Origin of the sequence: Vibrio sp. D420a, assembly GCF_030248625.1 — a bacterium.
In the GTDB taxonomy this organism is placed as follows: domain Bacteria; phylum Pseudomonadota; class Gammaproteobacteria; order Enterobacterales; family Vibrionaceae; genus Vibrio; species Vibrio fortis_A.
The window spans coordinates 39,178-57,586 of record NZ_JAHGAN010000054.1 but is presented as its reverse complement, the minus strand read 5'-3'; the positions used below and the strand labels follow the sequence as shown (position 1 = coordinate 57,586).

16 protein-coding genes and 1 riboswitch are annotated in these 18,409 nt (G+C 46.4%); of the genes, 8 read left to right on the top strand and 8 right to left on the bottom strand.

Annotated features, from left to right (window positions below):
* Window positions 1–344 precede the first annotated feature (344 nt).
* The 3 genes from hemG to KI743_RS23160 are packed head-to-tail and all read right to left on the bottom strand — an operon-like array spanning window position 345 to window position 2,997.
* A complete protein-coding gene (gene hemG / locus KI743_RS23170) occupies window positions 345–872 on the bottom strand; it encodes a menaquinone-dependent protoporphyrinogen IX dehydrogenase (RefSeq protein ID WP_032548604.1) in 528 nt (175 codons plus the stop codon).
* A gap of 9 nt (window positions 873–881) precedes the next feature.
* Entirely contained in the window at window positions 882–2,339 is a 1,458-nt protein-coding gene (locus tag KI743_RS23165; RefSeq protein ID WP_032548605.1) for a TrkH family potassium uptake protein, read from the bottom strand.
* 34 nt (window positions 2,340–2,373) lie between these two features.
* The gene (locus tag KI743_RS23160) at window positions 2,374–2,997 is read right to left on the bottom strand and encodes a YigZ family protein (RefSeq protein ID WP_285468419.1); all 624 of its coding nucleotides are present in this window, start codon (window positions 2,995–2,997) and stop codon (window positions 2,374–2,376) included.
* 227 nt (window positions 2,998–3,224) lie between these two features.
* On the opposite strand from KI743_RS23160, the gene fadB reads away from it, so the two are divergent.
* The 3 genes from fadB to KI743_RS23145 all read left to right on the top strand — a co-directional run bounded on the left by fadB (window position 3,225) and on the right by KI743_RS23145 (window position 7,799).
* Complete coding sequence (gene fadB, locus KI743_RS23155; protein ID WP_150896038.1) at window positions 3,225–5,396, top strand: fatty acid oxidation complex subunit alpha FadB; 2,172 nt, start codon at window positions 3,225–3,227, stop codon at window positions 5,394–5,396.
* 26 nt (window positions 5,397–5,422) lie between these two features.
* Window positions 5,423–6,586, top strand: a complete 1,164-nt coding sequence (gene fadA / locus KI743_RS23150) for an acetyl-CoA C-acyltransferase FadA (RefSeq protein ID WP_032548608.1) — start codon at window positions 5,423–5,425, stop codon at window positions 6,584–6,586.
* A 232-nt stretch (window positions 6,587–6,818) separates the two neighbouring features.
* The gene (locus tag KI743_RS23145) at window positions 6,819–7,799 is read left to right on the top strand and encodes an MDR family oxidoreductase (protein ID WP_032548609.1); all 981 of its coding nucleotides are present in this window, start codon (window positions 6,819–6,821) and stop codon (window positions 7,797–7,799) included.
* 75 nt (window positions 7,800–7,874) lie between these two features.
* Here the strand turns inward: KI743_RS23145 and KI743_RS23140 are convergent, their stop codons facing one another.
* Both KI743_RS23140 and KI743_RS23135 read right to left on the bottom strand, forming a co-directional pair.
* Window positions 7,875–8,816, bottom strand: coding sequence for a LysR family transcriptional regulator (locus KI743_RS23140; RefSeq protein ID WP_150870603.1), 942 nt, complete (start codon window positions 8,814–8,816; stop codon window positions 7,875–7,877).
* Between the two features lie 172 nt (window positions 8,817–8,988).
* Window positions 8,989–9,174 carry a hypothetical protein gene (locus KI743_RS23135; RefSeq protein WP_032548611.1) on the bottom strand — a complete coding sequence of 62 codons (186 nt, stop codon included), beginning with the start codon at window positions 9,172–9,174 and terminating at the stop codon, window positions 8,989–8,991.
* A 148-nt stretch (window positions 9,175–9,322) separates the two neighbouring features.
* Here KI743_RS23135 and tusA point away from each other — a divergent pair, with 148 nt between their 5' ends.
* A complete protein-coding gene (tusA, locus tag KI743_RS23130; RefSeq protein WP_032548612.1) occupies window positions 9,323–9,574 on the top strand; it encodes a sulfurtransferase TusA in 252 nt (83 codons plus the stop codon).
* 49 nt (window positions 9,575–9,623) lie between these two features.
* Here the strand turns inward: tusA and KI743_RS23125 are convergent, their stop codons facing one another.
* Window positions 9,624–9,881, bottom strand: a complete 258-nt coding sequence (locus tag KI743_RS23125) for a hypothetical protein (RefSeq protein WP_084181750.1) — start codon at window positions 9,879–9,881, stop codon at window positions 9,624–9,626.
* Window positions 9,882–10,094: 213 nt separating this feature from the next.
* Window positions 10,095–10,649, bottom strand: a complete 555-nt coding sequence (locus KI743_RS23120) for a TMEM165/GDT1 family protein (protein ID WP_032548613.1) — start codon at window positions 10,647–10,649, stop codon at window positions 10,095–10,097.
* A gap of 39 nt (window positions 10,650–10,688) precedes the next feature.
* A riboswitch (yybP-ykoY riboswitch) is annotated at window positions 10,689–10,876 on the bottom strand.
* Window positions 10,877–11,085: 209 nt separating this feature from the next.
* Here KI743_RS23120 and glyQ point away from each other — a divergent pair.
* The 4 genes from glyQ (at window position 11,086) to KI743_RS23100 (ending at window position 17,805) form a co-directional block, all read left to right on the top strand.
* Window positions 11,086–12,006, top strand: a complete 921-nt coding sequence (gene glyQ, locus KI743_RS23115; protein WP_032548614.1) for a glycine--tRNA ligase subunit alpha — start codon at window positions 11,086–11,088, stop codon at window positions 12,004–12,006.
* Between the two features lie 2 nt (window positions 12,007–12,008).
* Window positions 12,009–14,075: a glycine--tRNA ligase subunit beta gene (glyS, locus tag KI743_RS23110; protein WP_285468413.1), complete on the top strand. Its 2,067-nt coding sequence runs from the start codon at window positions 12,009–12,011 to the stop codon at window positions 14,073–14,075.
* Window positions 14,076–14,275: 200 nt separating this feature from the next.
* Window positions 14,276–16,363: an alpha-amylase gene (locus tag KI743_RS23105; RefSeq protein WP_285468411.1), complete on the top strand. Its 2,088-nt coding sequence runs from the start codon at window positions 14,276–14,278 to the stop codon at window positions 16,361–16,363.
* Between the two features lie 191 nt (window positions 16,364–16,554).
* Complete coding sequence (locus KI743_RS23100; protein ID WP_285468409.1) at window positions 16,555–17,805, top strand: valine--pyruvate transaminase; 1,251 nt, start codon at window positions 16,555–16,557, stop codon at window positions 17,803–17,805.
* Between the two features lie 105 nt (window positions 17,806–17,910).
* Here KI743_RS23100 and KI743_RS23095 read toward each other — a convergent pair whose 3' ends face one another.
* Window positions 17,911–18,345, bottom strand: coding sequence for an Hsp20 family protein (locus KI743_RS23095; RefSeq protein ID WP_032548618.1), 435 nt, complete (start codon window positions 18,343–18,345; stop codon window positions 17,911–17,913).
* Window positions 18,346–18,409: the final 64 nt, after the last annotated feature.

Sequence of the window (18,409 nt, the reverse complement as noted above, 5' to 3'; positions counted from 1 at the left end):
AAACCGAAGTTTCATTTTTGATATTCATCAACGAGTGCCCACACAGATTGATAGGTTTAAATTGTTAAAGAGCTTTTCCTTTTTTGAGCTTCGCTCAAATCGGACGGCCATTTTAGCGATTTAAGTTTTAGTGTCAACCACTTTTTTCAAAACTTTTTTCAAGCGCTTAGCTTGGCTAATTTGACTTACTGATTCGTTCTGGTTTCTTGCGAAGCCATCCCGTGTCAGCGAGGTGGCATTATAGAGATTGCGATCACATTGGCAAGCCCTTTTTTAAGTTTTTTTGCTTTTTTTAATTGTTCGATTAAAAAGAAAACAAAACGCCTCAAAAGTAAGCTTTTCTCTTATAGATTCTTGAGTTTTTCAGTGAATAAAGAGACTTTTTGCCAGTTTGTGTACTCAACTTCTTTGCTGGTATCCGTTTCACCACCAGTCATCGTCATAATAAAGCGAATCATGGTTCTGTCGAAGAAGTTATATCTAGGGTAATAGAGAGCACCTGCGAAAACACCTATTAAAGAGGGTTGCCATGGTGACTTCTTAAGAAATGTCTTTATATATGCACTGCCTTCTGGTGTATCTTTACCTTGGTCTTCTTTGCGAGCGGTTAGGTTCACGCAGAAGAACGCCACTTTATTCGATTGAAGTTGAGTAAGATTGCGCTCAATAAACTGATACAGCTTTTTATTAAGATGACCATAACGAATAGAGGCACCAATCAGTACTTTGTCATACTGGGCGAAATCTACGTCGCCAACGGTGTGTAGATCGCGAATGTCACAATCAAACTCCGCCATTTCCTCTTTTATATAGTTAAGAATCTTCTTGGTCTGCCCTTCTCGGCTTGAGTAAAGAAATAGTGCTTTTGCCACAATGGTTCCTTAGCTACGCCAGAACGTAGGCGTTAATAGAATTAATAGAGTGAAGATCTCTAAGCGCCCAAACAGCATAGAGACAATCAATACCCACTTTGCTTTATCGTTAACATCACCAAAGTGGACTGCTACTTCTCCTAGGCCTGGGCCCAGATTGTTCAATGTTGCCGCCACGGCAGAGAACGCACTCAGTTCATCCATACCCGTTGCAATCAGAGCCAACATACAAACCACGAACACCAGAGCATAAGCAGAAAAGAATCCCCATACCGCATCAACAACACGTTGAGGAAGTGCCGTACCACCAACCTTGATGGTGTAAACCGCACGTGGGTGAACCAAACGCTTCATTTCACGAGCGCCTTGCAGGGTCAGTAATAGAATACGGATAACTTTCATACCGCCACCAGTCGAACCTGCACACCCGCCTATAAAAGAAGAGAATAAAAGCAGTACTGGCAAGAACAGTGGCCATTCTGAAAAACCGGTTGTAGTAAAACCAGCCGTGGTTGAAATAGAGACCGTCTGGAATAGCGCTTGATCAAACGCATCATAATAAGAGTCGTAAGAGTGGTGATTCAGTAGTAATAAGAAGCAAACCAGAAACAACACCGCTTGAATAAAGATAAACGCACGAAACTCCGGATCTTTCCAATAGTACTTAGGGTGCACACCGCCCGATGCAAATGCTGCAAAGTGAAGAGAGTAGTTACACGCAGAGATAAGCAGGAACACAACCGTGATCATGTTAATCGCAGGGCTATTGAAATAACCCATACTAGCATCATGCGTCGAGAAGCCACCGATAGCTATAGTAGAGAAACTGTGGCTAATGGCATCAAAGAAGCTCATTCCCGCCAGCCAAAACGCTACCGCACAAGCAATAGTTAAACTTAAATAGATATACCAGAGTGCTTTTGCTGTTTCTGCAATCCTCGGGGTCATCTTACTGTCTTTAACAGGACCTGGGATTTCCGCTCTATATAGCTGCATACCACCGATACCTAATACCGGTAAGATCGCTACCGCGAGTACGATAATACCCATACCACCAAACCACTGCAGGAACTGACGATAAAAAAGAATCGCTTTAGGTAGGTCATCCAGTCCAACAATAACAGTAGCACCGGTTGTGGTGAGAGCTGAGAAAGACTCGAAGAAGGCATCAGTAACCGAAACATTTGGGTTATCTGCTATTAAAAAAGGAAGTGCACCAGCACTGCCGATTACAGTCCAGAACAGAACAACAATAAGAAAGCCGTCTCTCGCCTTTAATTCATGCTTGTGGCGACGGTTTGGAAACCAGCAGGTAGCGCCACAGAAAAGTAAAACAAAGAAGGTCGTAACAAAAGGAACACCAGCACCATCTCGATAGATCAATGCCACCAGCGCGGGTGCAAGCATTGAGACACTAAAGAGTGCTAATAATAATCCGACGATTCGAATAATTGAGCGAAATTGCATGAGCTAATGAACGAAGCGAAAGGCTTCACACTTCCTAGTTATCTTTTACTTGAGTGACCAGTGCCTTGGCACCGCTTTTATTGATCATGGTTTGAGTGAAGGCTTCGACCTGAAGCAGCTCAATCTCTATGACCATTATGACCTGAACGCCATAATCCGCTTCAACCTCTACCGCCTGATATTGCGACATGATTGATTGGGCGATCGGCATAAACCCATAGTCTAACTCTAGGCGCAATTTTGTGGTTATTTTTTTCTCGATAGTTTGAAGCAGCTTAAGCGCTTGTTGCACACCACCGCCGTACGCCTTTACTAAACCACCGGTGCCGAGCTTAATTCCACCCGAATAACGAGTCACCACGGCCGTCAGTTCTCCCACTCCAGAACCAGACAGTTGAGCCAATATTGGTTTACCGGCCGTTCCTGATGGTTCACCGTCATCACTGAAGCCCCACTTCATCGAGTCTTCTGGTCGCCCAGCAACAAATCCCCAGCAATTGTGTCTTGCTGCGCTATGCTCTTGTTTTATCTGATCAACAAACTGCTTAGCCGCCTCAATACTCGGTGTATGAGCAAGGTGGGTAATGAAGACACTTTTCTTAATTTCTTCTTCAAAAACAGCCGAAGCAGCCGGGATTAAATATGGTTGGTCATTCATATCATTTACTTTAGCGATCAGGGCGGCAAAGTGTATCACGAGTGAATAATAAGGGTTAGCGGATCTGTGCCAACGCACAATGTTAAACAATTGTTTAAAAAATGTATTGAAATTAGCCAGTGGTGAGTACAGACTAAAGAAACTGGTCTTACCAGGTATTCTATACTTAAAGAAAGATAACAAAATTCTCTCAAACAATCGTCGATTGTATGTCATGGAGATAGACAATGATTTACCAAGCTAACACCCTACAGGTAAAGGAATTACAAGATGGTATAGCCGAACTTAGCTTTTGTGCTCCAGCCTCTGTAAATAAGCTCGACCTTGCTACATTAGAATCACTCGACAAAGCACTTGATGCTTTAAATGACCACGCTGGACTGCGCGGCTTGATCTTAACTTCAAACAAAGATGCCTTCATCGTAGGTGCAGACATCACGGAGTTTTTGGGCCTATTCGCGAAACCAGAAGCGGAACTAGAAGAGTGGCTGATTTTTGCGAACTCTATTTTTAGCAAGCTAGAAGACCTACCTGTTCCTACCCTTTCAATGATGCGCGGCCATGCACTTGGCGGCGGTTGTGAGTGTGTACTAGCCACTGACTTCCGTATTGGTGACAAGACCACCAGCATCGGCTTACCAGAAACCAAATTAGGCATCATGCCTGGCTTTGGTGGTTGTGTACGTCTGCCACGTGTTATTGGTGCTGACAGCGCAATGGAAATCATCACGCAAGGCAAAGCATGCCGAGCAGATGAAGCACTGAAAGTTGGGTTGTTAGATGCGATTGTTGAAACTGACCAACTACTTGAATCAGCTATTAATACAGTATCTCTGGCCGCGAGCGAGAAGCTGGACTGGGTTGCTCGCCGCAAACAGAAAACCTCTGCGTTATCACTCAGCAAGCTAGAAGCAATGATGAGCTTTACTATGGCGAAAGGTCTAGTGGCTCAGAAAGCGGGTCCTCACTACCCAGCGCCGATCACATCTGTTATCGCAATTGAAGAAGCTGCTCGTTGCGATCGTGATGCAGCACTGGATATCGAGCGTAAACACTTCATTAAACTGGCGAAGTCTGAAGAAGCGAAAGCACTGGTTGGCCTATTCCTTAACGACCAATACATCAAAGGCATCGCGAAGAAAGCTGGCAAGTCAGCGAATAAAGCTACTGAGCGCGCTGCAGTATTAGGTGCAGGCATCATGGGTGGTGGTATTGCCTACCAATCTGCGCTGAAAGGCGTGCCTGTGATGATGAAAGATATTGCTCAAGCATCACTAGATCTAGGCATGAACGAAGCATCTAAGCTTCTTAATAAACGTCTATCTCGTGGCCGCATCGATGGCTTCAAGATGGCAGGTATTCTCTCTTCTATTACTCCTAGCCTTCACTACGCAGGTATCGAGCAATCAGATGTGATTGTTGAAGCGGTAGTGGAGAACCCGAAAATTAAAGCAGCTGTGTTGAGTGAAGTAGAACAGCAGGTTAGTCCTGATACCGTGATTACTTCTAACACGTCGACGATTCCAATCAATCTACTGGCAAAATCGCTGCAACGCCCAGAAAACTTCTGTGGTATGCACTTCTTTAACCCAGTGCACCGCATGCCGCTAGTAGAGATCATCCGTGGTGAGCACACTTCAGATGAAACCATCAATCGCGTTGTTGCTTACGCGGCGAAAATGGGTAAATCACCAATTGTCGTTAACGACTGCCCAGGCTTCTTCGTTAACCGTGTTCTTTTCCCATACTTTGGCGGCTTTAGCATGTTGTTACGCGACGGTGCTGACTTCACCAAGATCGACAAAATCATGGAACGTAAGTTTGGTTGGCCTATGGGTCCTGCTTACCTACTGGATGTGGTTGGCCTTGATACTGCGCATCACGCACAAGATGTAATGGCACAAGGCTTCCCAGAGCGAATGGGTAAAGAAGGCCGTGACGCGATCGACGCGCTATTTGAAGCGAACAAGTTTGGTCAGAAAAATGGCAGCGGCTTCTACAGCTACAGCGTCGACAAACGTGGTCGTCCAAAGAAAGCTTTCTCTGAAGACATCCTTCCTATCTTGGCTGACGTATGCCAAGCACCACAGGAATTTGATGAAGAGACTATTATCCAGCGTGTGATGATTCCAATGATCAACGAAGTGGTACTGTGTCTTGAAGAAGGCATCATTGCTTCACCACAAGAAGCTGATATGGCTCTGGTTTACGGACTTGGCTTCCCTCCATTCAGAGGCGGCGTTTTCCGTTACCTAGACAGTGTGGGCATCGCGAATTTTGTTGAGACAGCGAAAGGCTACCAAGACCTTGGCGCAATGTACCAAGTACCTCAACTATTGCTTGATATGGCAGAGAAAGGCGAAAGCTTTTACGACGCTCAACAAGCTAGCTCTCTATAACCCACATTTGGAAAAGGAATTACAAAATGAAGAACGTAGTTGTTGTTGATTGCCTTCGCACCCCAATGGGCCGTTCCAAAGGTGGCGCTTTCCGTCATACACGTGCAGAAGACCTTTCTGCACACCTGATGAAAGGCATTCTTGAGCGTAACCCACAAGTTAACCCGAGTGAGATTGAAGATATCTACTGGGGCTGTGTCCAACAGACACTTGAGCAGGGCTTTAACGTGGCACGTAATGCTGCGCTACTTGCTGGCCTACCGATTGAAATTGGTGCTGTAACCGTTAACCGATTATGTGGTTCATCTATGCAGGCTCTGCATGATGCAACACGCTCAATTATGGTTGGCGATGCCGATATCTGTCTGATTGGTGGTGTTGAGCATATGGGTCATGTTCCTATGACGCATGGTGTGGACTTCCACCCAGGCATGTCAAAGAACGTAGCGAAAGCTGCGGGCATGATGGGTCTGACGGCAGAAATGCTTGGTAAGCTGCACGGCATCAGTCGTGAAGACCAAGATGCTTTCGCTGCCCGCTCTCACGCTCGAGCACATGCTGCAACGGTTGAAGGTCGTTTTAAAAACGAGATCTTACCAACTGAAGGTCACGCGGCCGACGGTTCACTGTTCACACTAGATCATGATGAAGTAATTCGCCCAGAGACCACAGTTGAAGGCCTATCTCAGCTTCGCCCAGTATTCGATCCAGCTAACGGTACTGTAACCGCTGGTACATCATCAGCGCTGTCTGATGGTGCATCTGCGATGCTGATCATGAGCGAAGAGAAAGCTAACGAGCTTGGTTTGACGATTCGTGCTCGTGTTAAGTCAATGGCAATTGCAGGCTGTGACCCATCAATCATGGGCTACGGACCTGTTCCAGCGACTAAGAAGGCACTGAAACGTGCAGGCCTATCGATTGAAGATATGGGCGTCATTGAGCTTAACGAAGCCTTTGCAGCGCAATCTCTGCCATGTGCTAAAGATCTCGGTCTTCTGGATGTGGTCGACGAGAAAGTAAATCTCAATGGTGGTGCAATCGCACTTGGTCACCCACTGGGTTGTTCAGGTTCGCGTATCTCAACCACCTTGATTAACCTAATGGAAGCGAAGGACGTGAAGTACGGCCTAGCAACCATGTGTATTGGTTTGGGCCAAGGTATCGCAACGGTATTTGAACGCCCTTAATCTAGAGTAACTCTAAGTTAAGAGACCAATTAATTGTCGTTAGTAGGGTAACGATAAAAATGCAGCCTTAGTCTCTAGGGCTGCATTTTTTTTATCTGCCGACTTACCGATATCACAAAACTGGAACTATGCATTTGATGCATAGATTCAATGTTGACGTTTCATTATTTTTTCTTCAATTATTCAACTACAGTTATCTCAGTTTCCTAATATTCCTCCAGTGGAGAGCACCATGTTTAAAGCACTTGTACTAAACCAAGAAGACAAAAAAACGATTGCTAGCGTTTCTCAAATTGACGAGTCACAACTTCCAGAAGGCAACGTTAAGATTGATGTGAACTACTCATCTTTAAACTACAAAGATGGTCTAGCGATCACTGGTAAAGGGCGCATTGTTCGTAACTTCCCTATGGTACCGGGTATCGACCTTTCAGGTGTGGTTTCTCAATCAGACGACCCTCGTTACAAAGCGGGCGACGAAGTGGTACTGACTGGTTGGGGTGTTGGTGAAGGTCACTGGGGTGGCATGGCTGAAAAGGCGAGCCTAAACGGTGACTGGTTGGTACCAATGCCAAAAGGCCTAGACGCTAAAAAAGTAATGGCGATTGGTACTGCAGGCTTCACAGCAATGTTATGTGTTCAAGCTATCGTTGATGCAGGTGTTAAGCCAGAAGACGGCGAGATTCTAGTAACGGGTTCAAGCGGTGGTGTAGGCAGTGTGTCTATCACTCTACTTAACCAACTGGGCTACAAAGTAGCAGCAGTAACAGGCCGTGCGTCTGAGAACGGTGAGCTACTTAAATCTCTAGGCGCATCGCGCATTGTTGAGCGTGCAGAGCTAGAAGAGCCAGCAAAACCACTAGAGAAACAGCTGTGGGCTGGTGCTATCGATACGGTAGGCAGCAAAGTTCTAGCAAAAGTACTGGCACAGATCGATTACAACGGCGTTGTAGCGGCATGTGGCCTAGCGGGTGGCTTCGATCTACCAACAACGGTAATGCCATTCATCCTACGTAACGTGCGTCTACAGGGTGTAGATTCAGTAATGTGTCCACGTGAGAAACGTATCAAGGCATGGGAACAGTTAGCTGAACTACTTCCAGAGTCGTTCTATCAACAAGCAACTAAAGAAGTGGCACTGGATGATGCGATCCAAGCTGCTGAAGACATTACTAACGGTCAAATCACTGGTCGTGTTGTCATCAAGCTATAGCTTTAAACACTCGAAGCTATAGAGCTTCAAGAAAAAATACAAAGGGCTGAGTTTACTCAGCCCTTTTTCATTCCGTTAACCCAGCCCGACATCGGCAATCCGCTTTTGAATTAACTCACCACACTCCTCTTTCACCACTCGTCTCAACCATTGCTGAGAAGCTGACGAATCACAACGCGAATGCCAAATCAGTGAATAATCAAACGGCATAAACTCGAATGGTAGTGGCTTAACAACGAGGTCGTAGCGCTCTGCCACTAAATACGCGAGGTCGGCAGGCACTGTGATCACAAGAGGCATTCTATCGACGATCGCTAAAGCCGCCTCCAAATGATAGGCCCGCAGCACCATCCTTCTTGGAGGTTGATTAGCTAATGCATTATCAAGCAAGGCTTTTACGCCATCACTGATAGCAATCATCGCATGAGGCAGTGATACATAATCATTGAGGCTTAACGCGCTATCAGCCAGAGGGTGATTTTTAGAAAGCAGGCACGATACCCCAACAGGTCCTAATACTTGCTGATGCAAGGGGGCGACAGGACCTGTTGGTCGGCATATCGCCATATCAACCCGCTCAGTACTCAACTGTTTAAATAGATTCTCATGCTGAAGCGGTGCAAACTCTAACGAGATGTTTGGTGCTTGCTCATAAATCTTAGGCAGCGCATACGGAAGGATGGTTTGCATCGCGTAATCTGTAGTCGCGATCAGGAAGCGTTCCGTGCAGTAGTATGGGTCAAAGTCACTTGGGCTTAACAGCTGGCGAAATGACTCTAACGGCTGATCAATACGCTGGCTAATTTCGAGTGCTCTCTTAGTCGGCAGTAGACGCTGCCCCTGGCGAGTAAAGAGGGGATCGTTAAGGAGTTCGCGAAGTCGCCCCAATACACGGCTGGTCGCAGACTGGCTGAGATTCAAACGCAAAGCGGCTTGGCTCACGCTACCCTCTTCGATCAAGACTTTAAGAGCAACCAACAGATTTAAATCTCGACGATAGATGTCTTCTAGTTCCACACGCTTACCTAATGAGCTTGTTAACAATCAATTTTGATAATTAATGTTTATAGCATGCTTTAGATAAAAAAAATCCCGCAATTACGCGGGGAAGCCCAAGAAAATTTGGGGATAGTGTCGGAATGTGTCGTATCGGAAAAACGTTTTGTACTTAGGTTAAATATCTTACGATTTAATGTTCCTGCTCTTCTGGCAAGCCACGCCAGCGTCGCATTTCAACCCAAATACCAATAATTGTTGCTGCTATGCCAAAGATTGGCATTAACGAGGCCTCTGCTGGTGTGCGTAACACTAACGCGCAAAAAGAGATAAAGCAGAGAACCGAATATATGGTTAATCTATCAAGTGCTGTCAACATCGCCACTCCTTAGCTAGTTGTCATTTGTTTAAGTTGTTACCAACTTGTTAAATAATTTATAGTAAATAATTCTGTTTGCCAAGCACTTATTGCATATTTTTTCTGCAGACGTATTATTCCCCTCGTTATACAGAAAGAGACACCTATCATGACATTCAATCCTGAACTGGCCACACACACTTTAGAAGCACAAGGGCTACGCTGCCCAGAACCGGTAATGATGGTCAGGAAGACAATTCGAAACATGCAGGATGGCGATGTATTACTGGTAACGGCAGACGATCCATCAACCACACGCGACATCCCAAGTTTCTGTCGATTTATGGATCATCAACTTGTAGGACAGAATACGGATTCTGTGCCATACCAGTACTTAATCAAGAAAGGCCTAGAAGCCTAAGAAAGATTTGTTTCAGACGTAAAAAAGCCGCTCAGTGAGCGGCTTTTTGTTATTCGCTATCTCGACTGCGTTGCTGCAGATTATCGAGTTGGTGTTGAATTGAGCGTAGTTCTTTACGCATAGGGATAATATGGGCGACTCGAATCCAAGCCTCAACGGCGAGTCCGGTCATGATCATCGCACCTGCCACCATCGGCAACCACATGTCAGTTAATACCATCCCCAATAGAGTTAATGCCAAGCCAAAAGTAAACAGGTAGCTTTGGCTTTGTGGAGTGATTCCCATATAACGCGTCAACATAATCATGCCCTCGTGTTCTCAACTCACAACATTAAAATATCATGACAATTGTGACAGTGATATGTCAGTCGGCGGTACTCACACCACCTCTCTGTTAGAGTTTGAACTGCAACACAGAATGCAGATCGCAGCGCAAAAATTGGCACGCTTATAATTATAGATTGATAGATATGGCGATAGATTTCCCAGAAAAACGAGGAACCTATCGCCAAAAAATCATCAATAGATTGCGGCTGCGATAGCTAAGCCAACAAACAGCAGAGCGGTGATCTTGCGAATCAACGCCAGTGGCATCTTATCGGCTGACAATTTACCGATCACTACTACAGGCACGTTGGCTAATAGCATACCAATCGTGGTGCCCAAGATAACCCACAGCAGCGCATCGGCATACTGAGCCCCTAGGATAGAAGTGGCTATCTGAGTCTTATCACCAATTTCAGCAATGAAGAACGCAATAAAGCTTGCGACAAACGGACCACGGCTGGAGATCTCCTCATCGTCATCAAGTTTATCTGGGATCAGAATCCAACCCGCCATCGCCAAAAAGCTCACCACCACAACCCATTTAAGGACTTCTGGCGACAAGTAATCGGATACAACAACACCTAACCAAGCCGCTAGGGCATGATTGGCAATAGTGGCAAAGAAGATTGCAGCAATAATCGGTATCGGCTTGCGATAACGGCTGGCTAACAGAAGAGAGAGTAACTGTGTCTTATCACCGATCTCGGCCAAGGCAACAGTTGTAATAGAGATTGCTAAAACGCTCACGACATGCTCATTTGGGGCGGGATTATTATTTTAACCGTAGACAAACCTCGCGCCCCACCCCGGTTCACGATGTTTGTCTAAGGTCTTGCTAAACGATGTCGACTTATGTGTTGTTGTGGTCGATTGTCGTCTCGAACGCCATGATGATTTTGCATCAATTATGTTGACGAACGAACCTATTATCCCAGTGTTGATAAATAGGTAAGCTACTCCCCAAAGACGGCGTGATTTTAGCGAGCCCCCTCCTCTAAAACAAGCTGAAAAGTGACTAAAAATTCCCGTTAAGTCGAAAAAAGAAGATTAAAGGGTAAAAAATCCATTAAAAGGGATTTAAGGCTATTAATTAAACAAGATTAACGCTACTCGCTGGGCAAATATCTGGGTATACTTGATTGTTATTTTTCAAATCATTTATAAGAATCGCGCGAACCTGACTATGCAAAAATTCGATATCAAAACCTTCCAGGGAATGATCCTCGCGCTGCAGGATTACTGGGCACAAAACGGTTGTACTATTGTTCAACCTCTAGATATGGAAGTAGGTGCTGGCACCTCTCACCCAATGACATGTCTACGTGCACTTGGCCCAGAGCCAATGTCTACGGCATACGTTCAACCTTCACGTCGTCCGACCGATGGTCGCTACGGTGAAAACCCGAACCGTCTGCAGCACTACTATCAGTTCCAAGTAGCTCTAAAACCATCTCCAGACAACATTCAGGAGTTGTACCTAGGCTCACTTGAAGTTCTTGGTATCGACCCGCTAGTACACGACATTCGTTTCGTAGAAGACAACTGGGAAAACCCAACGCTAGGCGCATGGGGTCTTGGTTGGGAAGTATGGCTAAACGGTATGGAAGTCACTCAGTTTACTTACTTCCAGCAAGTTGGTGGCCTTGAGTGTAAGCCTGTTACTGGTGAGATCACTTACGGTATCGAACGCCTAGCTATGTACATCCAAGAAGTAGACTCTGTTTACGACCTAGTGTGGAACATCGCACCAGACGGCAGCAAAGTAACTTACGGTGACATCTTCCACCAAAACGAGGTTGAGCAATCAACTTACAACTTCGAACACGCTGACGTAGATTTCCTATTTACGTTCTTTGATCAGTGTGAGAAAGAGTGTAAAGAACTACTTGAGCTTGAGAAGCCACTTCCGCTTCCAGCTTACGAGCGCATTCTAAAAGCTGGCCACGCATTCAACATCCTTGATGCGCGTAAAGCTATCTCTGTAACAGAGCGCCAACGTTACATCCTTCGTATCCGCAACCTGACTAAATCAGTTGCAGAAGCATACTACGCATCGCGTGAAGCGCTTGGCTTCCCAATGTGCAAGAAGGACGAGGAGAAGTAATCATGGCTAAAGAATTTCTAATTGAACTGGGTACTGAAGAGCTACCACCAACACAGCTTCGTACTCTAGCAGAAGCGTTTGCAGCAAACTTCGAAGCAGAGCTAAAGGGCGCGAACCTGGCTCACGAAGGCGTGAAATGGTACGCAGCACCTCGTCGTCTTGCTCTTAAAGTAGCAGCACTGGCTGAAGGCCAAGAAGACAAAATCGTTGAAAAGCGTGGCCCTGCGGTTTCTGTAGCATTCGATGCTGACGGCAACGCGACTAAAGCAGCTCAAGGTTGGGCTCGTGGTAACGGCATCACGGTTGAGCAAGCTGACCGTCTAGTGACAGACAAAGGTGAATGGCTTCTTTTCAAACAAGAGGTAAAAGGCCAAGCAACGTCTGAAATCGTTGTTGAGCTAGCAGCAAAAGCACTGGGTAACCTACCAATCGCGAAGCCAATGCGTTGGGGCAACAAGACGACTCAGTTCATTCGTCCAGTTAAAACACTAACGATGCTGATGGGTTCTGACCTTATCGAAGGCGAGATCCTAGGCGTAGCATCTGACCGCACTATCCGTGGTCACCGCTTCATGGGTGAGCAAGAGTTTACTATCGATTCTGCAGAGCAATACCCAGCGATCCTAGAAGAGCGCGGTAAAGTAATGGCAGATTACGAAGCGCGTAAAGCGATCATCCTTGCTGATTCGCAAAAAGCAGCAGCAGCGGTTGGTGGTACAGCTGATCTAGAAGATGACCTAGTAGAAGAAGTAACGTCTCTGGTTGAGTGGCCAGTCGTTCTTACTGCGAAGTTTGAAGAAGAGTTCCTAAAAGTACCTTCTGAAGCATTGGTTTACACCATGAAGGGTGACCAAAAATACTTCCCTGTTTACGATGACAACAAGAAGCTACTACCTAACTTCATCTTCGTTTCAAACATCGAATCGAAAGAGCCTCGCTACGTAATCGAAGGTAACGAGAAGGTTGTACGTCCACGTCTAGCGGATGCAGAATTCTTCTTCAACACAGACCGTAAGCGTCCTCTGATCGACCGTCTACCTGAACTAGACCAAGCTATCTTCCAGAAGCAACTTGGTACTATCAAAGACAAAACAGACCGCATCACAGAACTTGCTGGCTACATCGCTGAGCAGATCGATGCTGACGTTGAGAAATCTAAGCGCGCAGGTCTACTAGCTAAATGTGACCTAATGACATCTATGGTATTCGAGTTCACGGATACTCAGGGTGTTATGGGCATGCACTACGCGACTCACGATGGTGAAGACGAGCAAGTTGCACTAGCACTTTACGAGCAGTACATGCCTCGTTTCGCAGGTGATGACCTACCAAGCACAGGTATCTCTTCTGCAGTAGCAATGGCAGACAAGCTAGACACTATCGTAGGTATCTTCGGTATTGGTCAAGCACCGAAAGGTTCTGACCCATTCGCTCTACGTCGTGCATCTCTAGGTGTGCTGCGTATTATCGTTGAAAACGGCTACAACCTAGACCTAACTGATCTGATCGCAAAAGCGAAAGAACTACTAGGTGACAAGCTAACCAACGACAACGTAGAAGCTGACGTTATCGACTTCATGCTAGGTCGTTTCCGTGCATGGTACCAAGATGCTGGCTTCAGCGTTGATATCATCCAAGCGGTACTTGCGAATCGTCCAACCAAGCCAACTGACTTTGACCAACGTGTTAAAGCGGTTTCTCACTTCCGTGAACTAGAAGCGGCAGAAGCTCTAGCAGCAGCGAACAAACGTGTAGGTAACATCCTTGCGAAATTCGATGGTGAACTAGCAACAGATATCGATCTGGCACTTCTACAAGAAGACGCAGAGAAAACACTGGCTGAAAACGTTGCAGTAATGACGGAAGCACTAGAGCCAGCATTCGCGACAGGTAACTACCAAGAAGCCCTAAGCAAGCTAGCAGCGCTACGTGAGCCTGTTGATGCATTCTTCGACAACGTAATGGTTATGGCTGATGACGAAGCGCTTAAGAAGAACCGTCTAACGCTATTGAACAACCTACGTAACCTGTTCCTACAGATTGCTGACATCTCTCTACTGCAAAAATAAGTACGAGTGAGATAGCTGTTCAAAGCGATGCTCTGAGCAACAAAAGGTAAATACCCAAAGGGAAGCACGTGCTTCCCTTTTTGTTTTTGTGAACTCGGTATTTATTTGTAGAGGTAATAACCACAACTCGATTGTATTAGTCCTCAGAATGTAGATCCCAACCTTTGATATAACGAGAGTCTTATTCGGGGAAGGATACAATGAAGAAGACCACTCTCGCGCTCTCAATTCTTGCACTCAGCGCATGCAGCCAAACCAGCGACAATCCACTACTGTTGACCATTGATGATCAGGCGCTGCCCTTTCAATCAACAGGACAAGGTACATTGATTGCCGAGCACGAGCTCAGCAAAGGCACACACACCTTTTCTATTAGCGATGCCGCGCAAACCTGTGGCACAAGCTACGCCTTGGCAGAAGAGAGCCGAGTGAAATTTAATAAACCTCTGCGTGTCGACGACTGCGCGGAAGAGTCTCAAATAGATATCAAGGTATTCAGGGCCAATACCTACCAATTTACCCTCAACCCACAGTCCAATGAACTGACAGTTAAGGTCAAGCCGAAAGAGAAGAAGGTTCAGAGCTTCACATGTCCGGTGCCAAGCGAATCACCGACCACCGTCGATGTCACTAAGACCTTTGCAGATGGCACCTTGTTACGTGACGCACTCTCTGGCCAGCAAGCGACAGTGACCAACGGCACGATCAGCATGAAACCGGCCAACTCAAGCCAAGGGCTTCTTTTACTTGAAGAGGTTGAGTCAGCAGAACAATCGACATTTAGTTGGGATAACGCCACGGTTTACTTCGTCATGACTGACCGCTTTTATAATGGCAACCCAGACAATGACAACAGCTATGGGCGCAGCAAAGATGGCCAAAATGAAGTTGGCACCTTCCACGGCGGAGACCTAGCAGGCTTAACCAAGAAGCTCGACTACATTGAATCGCTAGGTGCTAATGCTATCTGGATCACCTCGCCACTGGAGCAAATCCACGGCTGGGTTGGCGGTGGCGACCGTGGTGACTTTAAGCACTACGCTTACCATGGCTACTACCACCAAGATTGGACCAAGCTCGATGACAACATGGGGAGCGAAGACGAGCTTAGAACCTTCATCGACACCGCTCACAGTAAAGGTATCCGCGTGATTTGGGATGTGGTGATGAACCACACCGGATACGCAACCCTCGCCGACATGCAGGAGTTTGATTTCGGTAAACTCAACCTCAGTGACCAAGAAGCACAGCAGACGCTTGGTAAAAATTGGACTGACTGGCAGCCAAAAGAGGGACAAAACTGGCACTACTTCAATAACTACATCTCCTACAGTGACCAAGAAGCGTGGGAGAAATGGTGGGGTAAGGCATGGCTACGCAGCGATATTGGCGCCTATGATTCACCTGGCTACAACAACATCACTATGTCACTTGCGCACCTGCCAGATCTAAAAACCGAATCCACAGAGCTGACAGGACATCCTAATTTCTACGCTAACAAAGAGACCAACGCTGAAGATGTACAGCGTACACCTCGCCAACACCTAATCACTTGGCTTTCAGACTGGGTGAGAGAGTATGGCGTTGATGGTTTCCGCGTCGATACCGCCAAACACGTCGAACTTGATGCCTGGGCAGAGCTAAAAGAGAGCACGACTCAAGCACTCGCAGAATGGAAACAGAACAACCCAGACAAAGCATTGGATGATTTACCATTTTGGATGACAGGTGAAGTATGGGCGCATAGCGTTGTGAAATCGGATTACTTCGCTAACGGATTTGATTCGATCATTAACTTCGAATTCCAGAGTGATATCGCACCAAAGGCGCTTAAGTGTTTGTCTGACCTCGACGCTGATTACCTTCGCTACGCAGAAAAGATCAACGGCGACAGTGAGTTCAATGTTCTGAGTTACCTATCATCACACGATACCTCTCTGTTCTGGACACAACATGGTAGCGATTTTGCGAAACAGACTCGAGCAGCGAACGCGCTGATGCTGGCTCCAGGCGCAGTACAGATCTATTACGGCGATGAAGTTGCGCGTGACTTCGGACCAACGGGATCCGATCCAATGCAGGGCACTCGTTCAGATATGCCTTGGGAGCAAATCAAGGGTGAACGAGCCGAGCTACTGAAGCACTGGCAAGCGCTAGGTCAGTTCCGTCAGCGCCACCCATCGGTTGCACAGGGCAAACACATCATTCGTAACCAAGAGGGCTACTACGCCTTCGAACGCCAATACAAGGACGACAAAGTGCTTGTGGTTTATACAGGGGCTAAATAAGCACCAAGCAGTATAATCATGACCATTGTTATTAAAGCCAGCATATTTCGCTGGCTTTTTTTCGTTTGATACCACATTCGTGCTTTGCTCATCCGACACATTGCGGTATGTTCAAGAATTACCCTCGACCACCAGCAACATCTGGTGCACAAACTATTAAAACGAACATAATGAATTAGGTAACACAAGCGATGCAATTCTCTCAATTTGGTGAAAAGTTTAATCAGTACTCAGGTATTACGCAGTTAATGGATGATTTGAATGATGGCCTACGTACTCCAGGTGCCATCATGCTCGGTGGTGGTAACCCAGCAGCCATTCCTGCCATGCTCGACTACTTTCACCAAGCCAGTGAGGAACTCCTCGCCAGTGGAGCCCTGATCAACGCCCTCGCCAACTATGATGGACCGCAGGGCAAAGATGTTTTTGTAAAAGCGTTAGCAGCTCTACTTAAAGAGACCTACGGCTGGAATATCAGCGAAAAGAACATCAGCCTAACCAATGGTAGCCAGAGTGGCTTCTTCTACCTGTTCAACCTGCTTGCAGGTAAGCAGCCAGATGGCTCACATAAGAAAATCCTATTGCCGCTAGCGCCTGAATACATTGGCTATGGTGATGCGGGTGTTGATGAAGACATTTTTGTCTCTTACCACCCAGAAATTGAGATGCTTGATGATCGCATGTTCAAGTACCACGTCGACTTTGAAGAGCTCAAAGTGGATGAGTCGGTAGCGGCTATCTGTGCTTCACGCCCAACCAACCCAACGGGCAACGTACTAACAGATGAAGAGATCCGTAAACTTGATAAGCTAGCACGCGAAAACAACATTCCGCTGATCATCGATAATGCTTACGGCTTGCCGTTTCCAAACATCATCTTTGAGGATGTAGAGCCTTTCTGGAACGAGAACACCATCCTATGCATGAGCCTGTCTAAGCTTGGTTTGCCAGGTGTGCGTTGCGGTATTGTGATTGCGAGTGAAGAAGTCACACAAGCGATGACCAATATGAATGGCATCATCAGTTTGGCGCCGGGCAGCATCGGCCCTGCACTTGCGCATCATATGATTGAGAAAGGCGACCTGCTTGAGCTGAGTGAGAACACCATCAAGCCATTCTACCGTCAGAAATCTCTGCGAGCTGTCGAGCTGCTGCAACAAGCAATCACCGACGAGCGCTTCCGCATTCACAAACCAGAGGGCGCGATGTTCTTGTGGCTATGGTTTGATGAACTGCCAATCACAACTATGGAGCTTTACAAACGTCTAAAAGCTCGCGGGGTATTGATTGTTCCAGGTGAGTACTTCTTTATTGGTCAAGAGGATGAGTGGGACCATGCCCATCAATGTCTGCGTATGAACTATGTGCAAGACGATGAGATGATGCAGAAAGGCATTGCAATCATTGCTGAAGAAGTGGAGAAAGCTTACAGCGAGCAGTAATCAGAGCTTTTAGCTTACCGTAGCCCAAATACAAAAAGAGCACCTCATTGGGTGCTCTTTCACTCTTATTTCCCGATAGTTTTAGCTCTCAAGAGCTAATCGTAATTAGCCTTCGATTAGACCATTACCATTGATAGCAATCTTACGTGGTTGCATCGCTTCTGGGATTTCGCGTTCTAGATCAATGTGCAATAGACCGTTTTCCATGCTCGCACCTACCACTTTTACGTAGTCAGCCAGTTGGAATTTACGCTCAAAATCACGCTCTGCGATACCTTGGTACACATAGGTTTTTTCTGCTTCTGGTTTACGCTCACCTTTAACAATCAGCATGTTCTCTTTTTGAGTGAGGTCTAGCTGTTCTTCAGCAAAGCCTGCAACTGCCATAGTAATACGGTAGTTGTTCTCATCTTTCTGCTCGATGTTGTATGGAGGGTAACCGCCTGAAGAGTTCTTCGATGTGTTCGCTTCCATCATGTTGAATAGACGATCGAAGCCAATTGCGTTGCGGTATAGTGGAGTGAAATCTACAGTTCTCATAATGCTATCCTTTTAGTAAGCAATAGTCTTAGTCGTGAGTTTGCACGGATCGATAGTGTGTTCG

Bases quoted from the DNA above. Each gene is read 5' to 3' on its own strand.
- KI743_RS23100 (WP_285468409.1), top strand. From the start codon at position 16,555: ATGCAATTCTCTCAATTTGGTGAAAAGTTTAATCAGTACTCAGGTATT.
- tusA (WP_032548612.1), top strand. From the start codon at position 9,323: ATGACATTCAATCCTGAACTGGCCACACACACTTTAGAAGCACAAGGG.
- KI743_RS23145 (WP_032548609.1), top strand. From the start codon at position 6,819: ATGTTTAAAGCACTTGTACTAAACCAAGAAGACAAAAAAACGATTGCT.
- fadB (WP_150896038.1), top strand. From the start codon at position 3,225: ATGATTTACCAAGCTAACACCCTACAGGTAAAGGAATTACAAGATGGT.
- fadA (WP_032548608.1), top strand. From the start codon at position 5,423: ATGAAGAACGTAGTTGTTGTTGATTGCCTTCGCACCCCAATGGGCCGT.
- glyS (WP_285468413.1), top strand. From the start codon at position 12,009: ATGGCTAAAGAATTTCTAATTGAACTGGGTACTGAAGAGCTACCACCA.
- KI743_RS23160 (WP_285468419.1), bottom strand. From the start codon at position 2,997: ATGAATGACCAACCATATTTAATCCCGGCTGCTTCGGCTGTTTTTGAA.
- KI743_RS23135 (WP_032548611.1), bottom strand. From the start codon at position 9,174: ATGTTGACAGCACTTGATAGATTAACCATATATTCGGTTCTCTGCTTT.
- KI743_RS23165 (WP_032548605.1), bottom strand. From the start codon at position 2,339: ATGCAATTTCGCTCAATTATTCGAATCGTCGGATTATTATTAGCACTC.
- KI743_RS23105 (WP_285468411.1), top strand. From the start codon at position 14,276: ATGAAGAAGACCACTCTCGCGCTCTCAATTCTTGCACTCAGCGCATGC.
- glyQ (WP_032548614.1), top strand. From the start codon at position 11,086: ATGCAAAAATTCGATATCAAAACCTTCCAGGGAATGATCCTCGCGCTG.
- KI743_RS23095 (WP_032548618.1), bottom strand. From the start codon at position 18,345: ATGAGAACTGTAGATTTCACTCCACTATACCGCAACGCAATTGGCTTC.
- KI743_RS23125 (WP_084181750.1), bottom strand. From the start codon at position 9,881: ATGATTATGTTGACGCGTTATATGGGAATCACTCCACAAAGCCAAAGC.